Genomic DNA, 12,987 nt, shown 5'->3' on the forward strand with positions numbered 1-12,987 from the left:
AGATCGCAAAGCCGTCATAGCCGTGATATGGACCCGAATAGTCCCAGGAATGCATCTGCCTGAACGGCACGCCCATCTTCTGGAACACGTATTTTTCCTTGATGCCCGAGCCGATGAGGTCAGGCTGGAGCTTTTCGACGAAGCGCTCGAACTCGTAGCCATTGACGTCGTCATAGATCAGCGTGCTGTCCTTTACGTAGTTCTGAGCGGTGCGCTGATAATCGTCGTTGTGGCCAAACTCGTATCCGGTGCCCACGACTTCCATCCCGAGGTCTTCGTAGGCACCAATCACATGACGCGGACGAAGCCCGCCGACATACAGCCTGACCTCATCGGCTCGGGCATCAAGGAAAAATACGTGTTCCAGAAGATGGGCGTGCCGTTCAGGCAGATGCATTCCTGGGACTATTCGGGTCCATATCACGGCTATGACGGCTTTGCGATCTTTGCGCGCGACATGGACATGGCTGTCAACTCGCCTGTCTGGAAAAAGACGAAGGCGCCCTGGAAGGAAACGCCGAGGGCCAAGCTCTTGGCTGCAGAATAGGGCAACAAGTCTCGCTCTCAGCGGAGAGCGGGGCGGTCAATTTCGATAGTAAAAGGATCTTAATAATGGCGCAAAGTGCCGAGCACGTGCTCGATCATCTCGAACTGTTCCGCGGTCCGGAATACCAGCAGATGCTGGACAAGAAGAAGATGTTCGAGGATCCCCGCGAGCCCGCCGAAGTCGAGCGTATCAAGGAATGGACGAAAACGCCGGAATACCGCGAGAAGAATTTTGCGCGGGAGGCGCTAACGATAAACCCGGCCAAGGCCTGCCAGCCGCTTGGCGCCGTATTCGCCTCCGTCGGCTTTGAAGGCACGCTGCCTTTCGTTCACGGCTCGCAAGGCTGCGTGGCCTATTATCGCAGCCATCTGTCGCGACACTTCAAGGAGCCGTGTTCCTGCGTCTCTTCGTCGATGACCGAGGACGCTGCTGTATTCGGTGGCCTGAACAACATGATCGACGGGCTCGCAAACAGCTACAACATGTACAAACCCAAGATGATTGCGGTCTCCACGACCTGCATGGCTGAGGTGATCGGCGATGACCTGAACGCCTTCATCAAGACGTCCAAAGAGAAGGGCTCGGTTCCGGCGGAGTTCGACGTGCCGTTTGCCCACACGCCGGCCTTCGTCGGCAGCCACGTCACCGGCTACGACAACGCGCTCAAGGGCATCTTGGAGCATTTTTGGGACGGCAAGGCCGGAACGGTGCCGAAGCTGGAGCGCAGGCCGAACCAGGCCATCAACATCATCGGCGGTTTCGATGGCTATACCGTCGGAAACCTTCGCGAGATCAGGCGCATCCTGGAACTGATGGGAATCCAGCACACCATACTCGCCGACAACTCCGAAGTCTTCGACACCCCGACAGATGGCGAGTTCCGGATGTATGACGGTGGCACCACGCTGGAAGACGCAGCCAACGCCGTTCACGCCAAGGCGACAATCTCCATGCAGGAGTGGTGTACGGAGAAAACGTTGCAATTCGTGGCCGGGCATGGGCAGGATGTCTTGTCCTTCAACTACCCGATTGGCATATCCGCAACGGATGACTTGCTGGTGGCGTTATCGCGGATCGGCGGCAAGGACATTCCGGAGCAACTCGCACGAGAGCGTGGCCGCTTGGTCGATGCCATCGCCGATTCCAGTGCGCATATCCATGGCAAGAAGTTCGCGATCTATGGTGATCCGGATCTCTGCTACGGGGTAGCTGCCTTTCTGCTCGAACTGGGCGCCGAGCCAACCCATGTGCTTTCCACCAACGGCAACAAGGCATGGCAGACAAAAATGGCGGCGCTGCTTGCAGGCTCGCCGTTTGGGCAGAGCTGCCAAGTCTACCCTGGCCGGGACCTCTGGCACTTGCGCTCGCTTCTATTTACCGAGCCGGTCGATTTTCTGATTGGCAACACGTACGGCAAGTACCTCGAGCGTGACACTGGAACGCCACTGATCCGAATTGGCTTTCCAGTCTTTGATCGGCATCACCATCACCGCTCGCCCATTTGGGGTTATCAGGGTGGCCTGAATGTGCTGGTCAAGATCCTCGACAAGATCTTCGACGAAATCGACAAGAAGACCAACCTTCTTGGCAAAACCGACTACAGCTTCGACATCATTCGCTGATGACGAACAGTGCGCGTGCCATCGCCAAACCCGGCGGTGGCACAAATGCACGGCGGTCAATCTCTCAATTAGTTTGCTGAGGGGAAAACGGATGAGTTCGCTAGCGGCCACGGTCCAGAATATCTTCGACGAGCCGGGCTGCACCAAGAATGGCAGTAAGTCGAAGGCTGATCGCAGGAAGGGCTGCACCAGGCAACTGCAGCCGGGCAGTGCTGCGGGCGGCTGCGCCTTCGACGGTGCCAAGATCGCGCTGCAGCCGTTTACCGATGTCGCTCACTTGGTGCACGGTCCGATTGCGTGCGAAGGCAACTCCTGGGACAATCGCGGCTCGGCGTCGTCTGGCTCAAATCTGTGGCGGACCGCATTCACCACCGACCTGAACGAAACCGATATCGTATTCGGAGGCGAGCAGCGGCTGTGCAAGGCAATCACAGAAATCATCAATAAGTGGGACCCTCCCGCGATCTTCGTCTATCAGACTTGCATCCCGGCGATGATCGGCGACGATATCGATGCGGTTTGCAAGGCTGCGTCTCAGAAGTTCGGCAAACCAGTTATCCCGATCAATTCCCCAGGGTTCGTTGGCTCCAAAAACCTGGGTAACAAGCTTGCCGGCGAGGCCCTGCTCGAACATGTCATCGGAACGCAGGAGCCGGACTACACAACGCCGTACGACATCAACCTGATCGGAGAATACAACCTTTCAGGAGAGCTCTGGCAAGTGAAGCCATTGCTGGACGAGCTCGGAGTCCGGATTCTCTCCTGCATCTCTGGCGACGGAAAGTATCGCGAGGTCGCTTCTTCTCATCGTGCGCGGGCGGCGATGTTGGTCTGCTCAAAATCTATGATCAACGTCGCACGCAAAATGAAGGAACGCTACGGCATCCCGTTCTTCGAGGGGGCGTTCTACGGTATCCAGGATTCGAGTGATTCGCTTCGCCAGATCGCCCGCTTATTGGTCGAGCGCGGCGCCCCCCAAGAGTTGCTCGGGCGCACTGATGCGGTGATCGCGCGCGAGGAAACGCGCGCCTGGGCTGCCATCGAACCGTACAAGCCACGATTCAAAGGCAAGAAGGCCTTGTTGATTACCGGCGGCGTCAAGTCATGGTCGGTCGTGGCGGCACTGCAGGAAGCCGGTCTCGAATTGGTCGGAACCAGCGTGAAGAAATCGACCAGGGAGGACAAGGAACGCATCAAGGAGCTGATGGGGCAGGATGCCCACATGATCGAGGAGATGACGCCGCGCGAAATGTACAGAATGTTGAAAGAAGCGGAAGCGGACATCATGCTGTCGGGCGGCAAATCGCAGTTTGTCGCACTGAAGGCGGCGATCCCCTGGATCGATATCAACCAAGAGCGGTGCCATGCCTATCTGGGCTATCTTGGAATGGTCAAACTGGTGGAGGAGATCGACAAGTCGCTCTCCAATCCGATGTGGGAGCAGCTGCGTCGACCTGCGCCATGGCAGGTCTTGGCGAAGGCGATGGTGCAGATGCGATCACCGCTGGCCGAGATCGCTTGCGATCCTGCGCTCGGCGAAACGGCGCGCCGAGCCAAGGAGATCTGCTTCTGCAACAAGGTCGATCTCGGAACAATCGAGGATGCGATCACCGCGCATGGCTTGATCAGCGTGGAAGCTGTCAGAGAGCACACCGATGCGGTCGGCGGCTGCTGCAACAGACGCATCGAGGGAATCTTGGCGGCCTCACCATCTGCCCTGCCACAGGCCGCAGAATAAGGACCTGTTATGGCCCTCGTCAAAGCGTCTACTAAATCTTGTGCGGTCAATCCGCTGAAGATGAGCCAGCCGATCGGTGGAGCCTTCGCCTTTATGGGGTTGCGTGGGGCTATGCCGCTTCTGCACGGCTCGCAAGGCTGTACATCCTTCGGGCTCACGCTCTTCGTGCGCCATTTCAAGGAAGCAGTACCGCTGCAAACCACCGCTATGAGCGAGGTCGCAACCGTGCTCGGTGGCTACGAGAATCTCGAGCAGGCGATACTCAATATCCACAGCCGAGCCAAGCCAAAGATCGTGGGGATCTGCTCAACCGGGGTTACAGAGACCAATGGCGACGATGTCGATGCCTATCTCAAGCTGATCCGGGACAAGCATCCGCAACTTGCAAAATTGCCGCTGGTCTATGTCTCGACACCAGATTTCAAGGGAGCGTTCCAGGACGGCTGGGAGAAGGCTGTGGCGCGCATTGCGGAGGCGTTGGTCGAGGGGCCGGGCGTGAGTGGACTGCGCGACCCGTCCAAGGTGAATGTTCTTCCAGGATGCCACCTCACCCCCGGTGATCTAGACGAACTCCGGGCCATCCTGGAGGATTTCGGGTTGCGGCCGTCCTTTTTGCCTGATCTGGCAGGCTCGCTTGATGGGCATATCCCCGATGAGTTTACGCCGACAACCATAGGCGGCATCGGCATCGACGAAATTGCGAGCATGGGACGCGCTCAATGGACGATCGCAATTGGCGCACAGATGCGACGCGCGGCGGAGGTCCTGCAGGCCAAGGCCGGCGTGCCATTTCGCCTGTTCGAACGGCTTTGTGGTCTCGATCCCAACGACGAATTTATCACCTTTTTGAGCGAGATCAGCGGCCGGCCCGTACCGGTGAAATATCGGCGGCAGCGTGGCCAGCTCACCGATGCAATGCTGGACGCGCACTTCCATATTGGTGGTCGCAGAGTTGCGATCGCCGCCGAGCCAGACCTCCTGTTCGACCTGTCCAGTACGCTGCATGACATGGGTGCGCAGGTGACCGCAGCAGTGACAACCACACAGTCGGTCGTTATTGAGCGAGTCAAGACCGAGGAAGTCTTCATCGGTGATCTCGAGGACCTCGAGGAGCTCGCCAGAACCAAACAATGCGACCTGCTGATCACGCATTCGCATGGCAGGCAAGCGGCGGCTCGGCTGAAAATTCCGTTCTATCGCGCAGGTTTTCCGATGTTCGATCGGCTTGGTGCAGGACACCAGCTATCCGTCGGCTATCGTGGTACGCGCGATATGATCTTCGATATCGCCAATCTCGTGATTGCTGACCGAGAGGAGAACCACCAGCCTACGCCGGATAGCTGGCGGGCTGCGCCCGCACTGCCACGACGAGCCGGCCACAGCTCGAGTGGCGCAGCTGAGAGGTCGACAGCATGAAGGTCGCATTCGCTACGCAAGATCTTAGACGGGTCGATGCACATTTTGGTTGGGCGAAGAATATCGCAATCTATGATGTCGCGCCGGGCGGGCACGTCTTTCTTAAAGCAATTGAGTTTGAGGGCGATCTCAAGGAAGACGGCAACGACGATAAGTTGGCGCCGAAAATCGATGCAATCAAGGATTGTGCAATTCTCTACGTCGCCGCCATCGGCGGTGCTGGTGCCGCGAGGGTGGTGGCCAACAAGATCCATCCCATCAAGGTGAGCAAGCCGGAAAGCATCCTGATGCTGCTTGAAAAGCTTCAGGACGTACTGAAGGGAACGCCACCTCCCTGGCTGCGCAAGGCCATGGCCAAGGACCAGCGCCGCGCGTTTGAGTTCGACGAATGAGGTGAGATGACCGAAGAAATAGTGCGGCAGGGTAGCGGCATCGACGCGCCGTTCCTCATGGAGCTGATCAAGATTTGGCGCGCTCAGGATGCCAACGGCGCCTGGACGAACAAGAGCGATCTCGACCTACTCGAACCCTATGTCTTGGACAAGGAGAAGCGGCGCGCCCTGCCGATAGTCGGCGATCCCGATCCCGACACGCTGTGGCGGCTTGAGTTGTTCTTCGACGCGGTCGCGCTCTCGATCGAGAGGGTCACCGGCGTGATGGTCCAGCCCATTATGAAGCTGCATCATGAAGGCTTCGGCCGCGTGGTGTTGATCGCAGGGCGCCTGATCGCCGTGAACAAGCAGCTACGCGATGTGCATCGTTTTGGCTTCGTTAATCTCGTAAAGCTTGCACAGGAAGGCGACAAATATGTCAACGACGGAATCGACATGGTTCGCAGATTTCCGGACGTGGCGAACTATTGAGGGCGCTCATGAGTGATCGTGAAGCATTGAAAGCAGAACTGAAGAAGCTGTCAGGAAAGGCGCTGCAAGCCAAAATGGATTTGCACGACCTGTCGGAGGAATTGCCTGTCAACTGGGGCTCGATCATGACGGTGGCGGAGAAGGCGTACGATGCCTATGCCGAACTCGAGCGCAAGAGCCATGATTTGAAGGCGCTGGAAAATAACCAGAGGGGCTGACTTATGTCATTTGCAGCGCGCGATGGCCGCGAGTGGATACCGGAATACTTGACATCGATCGATGACAAGAAGTGCATCGGTTGTGGGCGCTGTTTCAAGGTGTGCGGTCGAGATGTGATGACCTTGAAAGGAATCAGCGAAGAGGGTGAGCTTGTCGATCTAGACGATGACGCGGACGATGAGATCGAAAAGAAGATCATGGTTCTGAACGATGAGGGCGCCTGCATCGGCTGCGGCGCCTGCGCCAGGGTGTGCCCGGCCAATTGCCAGATCCACGCCTCAGCCGGAGCTGAAGTCACGTGAGCGAAGACCGCCTCGTCCAGCAGCAGCAGGGGATAGTGCAATCACATGCGCTACCTGGGCGGGTGACGCGCACGTGATCGGTGAGCTCGCATCTTTGATCAGGCCATCGTGCTCAAACCTCCGAGACTAAGTGACTTGGAAATGATTGATCGGGTGTTTAGTACTGGTCGAGAGCAACAACGTCGAGCGGCACGTCGTTGATCGCCCGTCCGCGCCAAGGGACGCGCGGTTCACCTATCCAGTGGAGCCTTAAGGCGGCCGAGTCGTTGTCTGTCTTCCGGCGGATGCCTTGCCGACCCCGTAGTGGACCGGTGGCGCGGTAAGCTTGTGGTCAGCTAGAGATTGTATCCTCATCGGCAGAGCTTGCGCGGCACGAGCTCGATTGCGTGCAATTCGCCGATAGGAGAGCGATCCGGATGTATGGCAGAATCGTTGGCTCATCCAGCCAGTCCACAAGCGCGAATCAGGCTGATGATTCGAGCGAGGCGGGAGATAGCCCCCGTTTTGCGGCAACAGTTGCGCGCATGGAGCGAGGTGGGTCGTCGTCGGGGGCAGCGGCGCCATACTCTCTGAGTTCCGATCCACCCATTATCAAAATCGACGAACAAGAAGATTTCATGGATCTCGTGGAGAGATACTTGCGTCGCGATATCAGGGACATCGCCGACAACCCACAAGAGTGCTCTGAGTTTGTTTCGAGGAAAGCTGAGTGGGCTGCAACTGTTGCTGGAGCCTATGCCAACACTTACCATGATCCGAATAACCCCGCGAAGTTCTTCAGCTATCAGCTGGGGGACGAAAGTGTCGGCCTGCTAGCAGTGGGTGGCCCGGTCCGGATCAAGGGAGACCGGTTTCGAGAACAGTTCGGGCGTAACGATATCACGTCCGTAGTAGATCTACGCGTTACTCACCCGCTTGTCGAAAACGCAGGCGATATCCTGCTCGAGCATCAATTGCGATTGGACGGCGATCATCCATTGGTATTGTCGCGTCCTGCCCGACCGGGGATGGAGCCCCGTCTAGCTGAAATGGGTTTTGTTCACGTGGGTCGCGATCACTGGGTGCTCGACCCTCACCAGAATCCCGAAGTGTGGACGAAGAACGAGAACAACGAGTGGCAGCGAGTGGGCAAGCCTACAAAATATCTTTCCAAGGTCGAAGAAGCCCGCAGCGGTCGTCGAGAGAGCGTTGAGACGGATTCATCTGACGATGATCCTTCGTTTTATTTGGAGCGTGAACTTCGACGAATGGCTGTTGAAGACGATCCGGAATAATGGGAGTGAGGCGGAACTGATGGGTTTTTCGCCCCGGCTCGCGTACGAGCAGAAGGCGTAGCCTTGAAGGGAGCGCGCGTCACGTCGCGCTCCCTTATGCTTGCCAGATGCCGGTTCGCGAGTTGGTTGGTGGAGTTGGGCCGGCCTTGTGTCATACGTGCCGGGGGGCCTGCTTCGCCGAGCCAGCAGGGCCTTGGTGTGCGGTTTGAGAGAGGACCTGTTTTAATCCGGCTTTTGAGCGGCAATCTGAGGCAAATGCGGGAACCGATTGTGCTCACGATGTCAGTACTTCCGTTGAATCTGGTATCACTGAACGGGTCGCGAAGTTGGCGATCGTGAATATCGTTCTGCGACGGCTGGCGCGAGGTGCCCCATCGGGTGTGCGACCAAACGAGCGTTCCAGCATACGATCGAGCGTCTTGTCGGGCTCGTCCAGCAAATGGACGAAATTATCAGTACAATAGAATATCAGTTTTATAGAGACCCTGGGAGTACCAATGCGCGTACGCTGGGAAGCCGGAATGGATCCCCTACGCCAGGAGCAACGAGCTGCGCATGCGCTTGCGGTTCTGCTAGCCGGTCAAGTCGGGCGGCACCCCTAAGGCTGCGCGTTGGGCTAAGAGAACGCCGAGCAGAACTCCGACGATTCTTGCAGCACAAGGCACAGCAACACTGCAGAGCCCTTGCGATAGGCGAGCAATGAATGCAAGTAGATGCTATTTACGCGATTTGTGGTTTTAACGACATTCCGAGCCGCAAGGCCATGGGATTCCACCTTATGGTCCTCGATCATGACGGCAATCACCGGCCGTGGTCCATCGTTGTGGTACGCTGGGGTAAGAAGGTGCTTGGCTATCTCAATAGATGTCCGCACAACGGCGTTGCTTTGGACTGGGAACGAAACGAGTTCCTCGATCCAGACGGCGTCCGGCTGATGTGCGGCAAACACGGATCCACCTTCGAGCTCGGAACCGGGCTGTGCGTCGATGGTCCGTGCAAGGGCAGAACGCTCACGCCAATCGCCTTGACAGTGCTGGATGGCGATATCTGTGTCGTCGGCGTGCGTCTTGTCGAAGACGGTGCGTCCCGGAACGAATGACGTCCGCGCTCAGACCGGCCGGTTCTCGTTGCGGTTTTTTACCGGCTCCATCCTCTCCAGCCCGTCTTCATAGGAGATCTCGTCGTAAGGTAGGTCGAGAGCCTTCGCCGCATCGAGGAGGTAATCAAGCTTGCCGCCCGCATCCAGCTTCTTGAGGTCGTCCTTGTTGAGCCCGACTAGGTCCATCATCTCCTTCCAAACAGTGGATTCATCGCACGGCAGGACGTGGAAGGTAATGCCACCGAGCTTGATGTGGTACTTCGCCAGCAAATCGACGTTGTTACAGAACAAGAAATAACTGCCGTGGGGGCTTAACGCACCATCAAGCACCGCCGCGACATCAGCAAGATAGGCGAAGGAGTGCAGGTAGCCGGCCAGCACCGGAATAGTGCCTTCTCCGTCCTGCGCGACGGTCAGAACCTGTTCGATCGAATAGTCCGGCGGTCGCTTCTCGTCCGCGACTTGAGTCTGAAATTTTAGTGCTATGTCGCCGCGAAAGCCAAACCGGCCCGGCTTGGTCGTTCCGCCCTTGAGTACAGCATTGAGCAGGCGGCCCTCCTTTTCAAGTCGACCGAGTGCGGTGTTCTCGATTGCAGTCATTAAATTCGTCCTCGATTTGAGCTTTTCACCGGCGCGCTGGCCGATGCCAGATGCAATGCAAATAGCTTGCCGCCGCATCCCTAACGACCCCAGCCTTGCCTCGAAACAAAACGAGTATACGAGAGGCGATCGTCGCAGGCAGCGTTGTCACGAACTCGACACCGGTCCTGAAGCCGACAGATGCGATCAAAAAAAGTAAGCGGGATCAACCTTGTGCACGCTGGCACATGACTTGCCATTGTCAGCCAGACCTAAGCTCATGAGAGGGTAATCCATGATCAACCTGACAGATAGCGCAGTGAGTGCCATCAAAGGCGCGATGGCATCATCGACGCGCCCGATCGGCGGCTTGCGCATTATGGTCGAAGCAGGCGGCTGCAATGGATTCAAATACAAGATGGGCTTGGCCGAGGTGCCGACGCTTGGTGACACCGTGATCGAATGCGGCGGTCTGAAGGTGTTTGTCGAGAGCAAGAGCCATGAGCATCTGGTCGGCACGACCATTGATTTCGTCATGGCGCCGGAGAGCTCCGGCTTCACCTTTCAAAACCCGAACGCCACCGCGAGCTGCTCTTGCGGCAAATCGTTTAGCTGATGAAGAAGAAACATCGCAGCATGCTGGCCGAACCGGAACAAGTATGGCAATCGTCGGCCACTCCGCGACAGCCTCGCATTCGCGGCGCAATCGGACAGATGCGATCGGATCTGCATGGCGATTGTGGCGACTGTCGGCTCATCGGGACCAATAGCCACAGGAACATCATCGGTCTGGCCGGCGCATCCGCGTTCTGTAAACTTCCTAGGCTGACGCTGGGCCGCATTCAGACGAGGCTGGTCGACAAGCTCGGCGAATGCGTTCGTCTCGTCCCGATTGCGGCTGTCGGCGAGGCCCTGGATTGAGTGGGACCCAAGTGCCGATTTACCTCGACAACAATGCAACGACGCGGACCGATCCGTCCGTTGTGCAAGCCATGTTGCCGTTCTTCACCGAGCAATTCGGCAACGCTTCATCCACGCATGTCTTTGGCGGCGAGGTCGCAGTCGCCTTGAAGCAGGCCCGGCGTAGCTTACGGCGGTTGCTAGGCTGCGCATACGATCATGAGATCGTTTTCACCTCAGGAGGGACCGAGGCCAACAATGCCGCGATTCTCTCTGCGCTTGCGACCCAGGAGGGCCGCGACGAGATCGTCACCACCTCGGTCGAGCATTCTGCCATTCTTGCCGTAACGGAGCAATTGGGGGCAAGCGGAGTCAAGACGCATGTCGTACCGGTAGATTCCCGCGGCCGGCTCGATATCGAGGCGTTTCGCAGCGCGCTCGGGCCACGGACAGCGATTGCTTCCGTTATGTGGGCCAACAACGAGACCGGTACGATATTTCCTGTAGAGTTCCTTGCAGGGTTGACCCATGAGGCGGGCGCGCTGTTTCACACCGATGCGGTCCAGGCCGTCGGCAAGATGCGCGTAGACCTTAAGGACAGTGCGATCGACATGCTGTCGCTATCCGCGCACAAACTGCATGGACCCAAAGGCATCGGCGCGCTATATCTGCGCAAGGGGACAAGTTTCCGACCGCTGATCTGGGGCGGATCACAGGAACGACGGCGCCGCGGCGGAACGGAGAATATTCCCGCAATCGTCGGCCTTGGAAAGGCTGCAGAGCTTGCGGCGGAGCGGCTCGAAGCTGAGCGCGTTCGCATTGCTGCGTTGCGCGACCGCCTCGAGCAGGGAATACTGCACATTGGCGAGTGTATGGCGCTCGGCGATATCAGCAACCGGCTAGCGAACACGACCAATATTGCCTTCGACCATCTCGAAGGCGAAGCGATCGCCCACCATCTCAATCGGGCCGGCATTGCTGTGTCGCTCGGATCAGCCTGCAACGCGGGCTCAATGGAGCCATCGCATGTCTTGCAGGCCATGCGGGTGCCGGCGTGGAGCATGCGCGGTGCGGTGCGCTTCTCGCTATCGCGAGAAACCTCATTCGCGGAGGTCGACGAGGTCGTGTGCGCCGTGTCTGACATCGTGGCTCGCCTGCGCGCCACTTCGCGGGAGTCGGCCCGCTTGGCCAGCCATGGTTCACAGTCAAGGAGTTCAACGTGAAAATCATGATCCGCCGGTCTCCGGACGCGGGCCTGTCGATCTACGTACCAAAGAAAGATCTCGAAGAGCCGATCGTCGAGTCCGAATATGAGACCCTCTGGGGCGGGTGGATCAAAATAGCCAATGGCTGGGTACTCGATTTGCCTAAGATGGCGAGCGATACAAAATTACCGATCACAATCGACGCTAAAAAGCGGAGCGCGGACGGAGAGGGTCCGTGAAGGGGCCTGGGCGGATCGACTTTGTCGATGCAGCCGATGCCAAGACCATTCTCGCGGACATCGCTGCCGGGTTAAGGGCTGCGCGCGTGGTGCCCTATCTCGGGCCTGGCCTCACCGGACTGTCCAGATCCGATGTGCCGGCCACGCCCGAGGCGCTGGCCGACTTCTTCGCCAGCAAGATTGCGCTGCCTCGGCGGACCAAAGGCAATGCGTGGGCGTCGGCGCAGCATATCGAGGTCAGCAAACATCGCTCTACGCTGACGACATTGATGGTGCAGGCCTTCGCTCGATCAGCGGAGCCGACGCCGTTACATCATCATTTCGCGTCCCTGTCGCCGGCCGTCATCGTCGATGCATGGTACGATGGGGCGATGCGCGCCGCGCTGGGCAAGCGCGAGGGATGGGGTGAAGTGCAGGGTATTACCCGTGCCGGCATTGGCGAGAATCGTTGGTATCGCTTCTATGATTCCTCTGGCCAAGAGGTCGACAGTGCCGTGGCCGGCAGCTGGGCGACGGTGCTCTATAAGCCGCATGGCAGCGTACACCCGGCCAACAACTTCCTGATCTCCGATGCTGACTATGTCGAGGCCTTGACCGAGATCGACATTCAGACGCCAATTCCGGACATCATCAAGGAAAGGCGGAGCGGACGGACCTTTCTCTTCATCGGCTGTCGCTTTAACGACCAGCTGTTGCGCAGCTATGCGCGGCAGATTATCAAGCGCTCGGCTGGCGCCCACTATGCGATCGTCGATCCGGATACGCTGTCGCGCAACGAGTTCCGTTTTCTACTCGAACAAGGTCTGGCGCCGCTTGCGATTCGGCTCCCTTGCGCGGTTGAGATACTGCTCACCCGTTAGATGTGTGAAGCTCGATAGCCCAACTGGTATCGCCAGTTGTGAGATGGCGCGATGCACGAAACGCCCGCTCAGATGAAGCCGGGTGTTGCGCGCGCTTTGGCACCATCATTGATGCGCCAGCCCG

General features: G+C 58.1%; 16 protein-coding genes and 1 pseudogene. 15 read left to right on the forward strand and 2 right to left on the reverse strand.

Annotation, left to right across the window (positions count from 1 at the left end; genetic code table 11):
- A pseudogene (locus FNJ47_RS16190) lies at positions 1 to 328 on the reverse strand (nitrogenase component 1); the annotation flags it as partial.
- Between FNJ47_RS16190 and FNJ47_RS16195 the strand changes: the two are divergent.
- From FNJ47_RS16195 to FNJ47_RS16240, 10 genes are all read left to right on the forward strand, one after another.
- Positions 293 to 547 (forward strand): nitrogenase component 1, encoded by a 255-nt coding sequence (locus tag FNJ47_RS16195; RefSeq protein WP_430649384.1) that lies wholly within the window; start codon positions 293 to 295, stop codon positions 545 to 547. The pseudogene FNJ47_RS16190 and the gene FNJ47_RS16195 sit on opposite strands and share 36 nt — an antisense overlap.
- 65 nt (positions 548 to 612) lie before the next feature.
- A complete protein-coding gene (gene nifK / locus FNJ47_RS16200; RefSeq protein ID WP_163154754.1) occupies positions 613 to 2,169 on the forward strand; it encodes a nitrogenase molybdenum-iron protein subunit beta in 1,557 nt (518 codons plus the stop codon).
- A gap of 91 nt (positions 2,170 to 2,260) precedes the next feature.
- A complete protein-coding gene (gene nifE, locus FNJ47_RS16205) occupies positions 2,261 to 3,907 on the forward strand; it encodes a nitrogenase iron-molybdenum cofactor biosynthesis protein NifE (RefSeq protein ID WP_163154756.1) in 1,647 nt (548 codons plus the stop codon).
- Positions 3,908 to 3,916: 9 nt separating this feature from the next.
- Positions 3,917 to 5,323, forward strand: coding sequence for a nitrogenase iron-molybdenum cofactor biosynthesis protein NifN (gene nifN / locus FNJ47_RS16210; protein WP_163154758.1), 1,407 nt, complete (start codon positions 3,917 to 3,919; stop codon positions 5,321 to 5,323).
- Positions 5,320 to 5,715 carry a nitrogen fixation protein NifX gene (nifX, locus tag FNJ47_RS16215; RefSeq protein ID WP_163154760.1) on the forward strand — a complete coding sequence of 132 codons (396 nt, stop codon included), beginning with the start codon at positions 5,320 to 5,322 and terminating at the stop codon, positions 5,713 to 5,715. The genes nifN and nifX overlap by 4 nt, the downstream gene beginning before the upstream one ends.
- A gap of 6 nt (positions 5,716 to 5,721) precedes the next feature.
- Positions 5,722 to 6,186 (forward strand): NifX-associated nitrogen fixation protein, encoded by a 465-nt coding sequence (locus tag FNJ47_RS16220; protein WP_163154762.1) that lies wholly within the window; start codon positions 5,722 to 5,724, stop codon positions 6,184 to 6,186.
- An 8-nt stretch (positions 6,187 to 6,194) separates the two neighbouring features.
- Positions 6,195 to 6,404 (forward strand): CCE_0567 family metalloprotein, encoded by a 210-nt coding sequence (locus FNJ47_RS16225; protein ID WP_163154764.1) that lies wholly within the window; start codon positions 6,195 to 6,197, stop codon positions 6,402 to 6,404.
- Positions 6,405 to 6,407: 3 nt separating this feature from the next.
- On the forward strand, positions 6,408 to 6,707 hold the full coding sequence (fdxB, locus tag FNJ47_RS16230; RefSeq protein WP_163154766.1) for a ferredoxin III, nif-specific: 300 nt from the start codon (positions 6,408 to 6,410) through the stop codon (positions 6,705 to 6,707).
- 416 nt (positions 6,708 to 7,123) lie between these two features.
- Positions 7,124 to 7,981: a host specificity protein gene (locus tag FNJ47_RS16235; protein WP_235999921.1), complete on the forward strand. Its 858-nt coding sequence runs from the start codon at positions 7,124 to 7,126 to the stop codon at positions 7,979 to 7,981.
- 703 nt (positions 7,982 to 8,684) lie between these two features.
- Positions 8,685 to 9,080, forward strand: a complete 396-nt coding sequence (locus FNJ47_RS16240) for a Rieske (2Fe-2S) protein (RefSeq protein ID WP_163154768.1) — start codon at positions 8,685 to 8,687, stop codon at positions 9,078 to 9,080.
- A gap of 9 nt (positions 9,081 to 9,089) precedes the next feature.
- Here FNJ47_RS16240 and FNJ47_RS16245 read toward each other — a convergent pair whose 3' ends face one another.
- A complete protein-coding gene (locus tag FNJ47_RS16245; RefSeq protein ID WP_163154770.1) occupies positions 9,090 to 9,680 on the reverse strand; it encodes a hypothetical protein in 591 nt (196 codons plus the stop codon).
- Positions 9,681 to 9,954: 274 nt separating this feature from the next.
- Here FNJ47_RS16245 and FNJ47_RS16250 point away from each other — a divergent pair, with 274 nt between their 5' ends.
- From FNJ47_RS16250 to FNJ47_RS16270, 5 genes are read left to right on the forward strand one after another with little or no spacing between them, the layout of a single operon-like run.
- Positions 9,955 to 10,275, forward strand: coding sequence for a HesB/IscA family protein (locus tag FNJ47_RS16250; protein ID WP_163154771.1), 321 nt, complete (start codon positions 9,955 to 9,957; stop codon positions 10,273 to 10,275).
- Positions 10,275 to 10,580: a hypothetical protein gene (locus tag FNJ47_RS16255; RefSeq protein WP_235999922.1), complete on the forward strand. Its 306-nt coding sequence runs from the start codon at positions 10,275 to 10,277 to the stop codon at positions 10,578 to 10,580. Before FNJ47_RS16250 ends, FNJ47_RS16255 begins: the two co-directional genes overlap by 1 nt.
- Positions 10,532 to 11,782, forward strand: a complete 1,251-nt coding sequence (nifS, locus tag FNJ47_RS16260; RefSeq protein ID WP_163154773.1) for a cysteine desulfurase NifS — start codon at positions 10,532 to 10,534, stop codon at positions 11,780 to 11,782. The genes FNJ47_RS16255 and nifS overlap by 49 nt, the downstream gene beginning before the upstream one ends.
- The gene (gene nifT, locus FNJ47_RS16265) at positions 11,779 to 12,003 is read left to right on the forward strand and encodes a putative nitrogen fixation protein NifT (RefSeq protein WP_076828206.1); all 225 of its coding nucleotides are present in this window, start codon (positions 11,779 to 11,781) and stop codon (positions 12,001 to 12,003) included. The genes nifS and nifT overlap by 4 nt, the downstream gene beginning before the upstream one ends.
- Complete coding sequence (locus tag FNJ47_RS16270; protein ID WP_163154775.1) at positions 12,000 to 12,863, forward strand: SIR2 family protein; 864 nt, start codon at positions 12,000 to 12,002, stop codon at positions 12,861 to 12,863. Before nifT ends, FNJ47_RS16270 begins: the two co-directional genes overlap by 4 nt.
- Positions 12,864 to 12,987 lie beyond the last annotated feature (124 nt).

It is taken from the genome of Bradyrhizobium uaiense (assembly GCF_010811875.1).
Taxonomy (GTDB): Bacteria; Pseudomonadota; Alphaproteobacteria; order Rhizobiales; family Xanthobacteraceae; genus Bradyrhizobium; species Bradyrhizobium uaiense.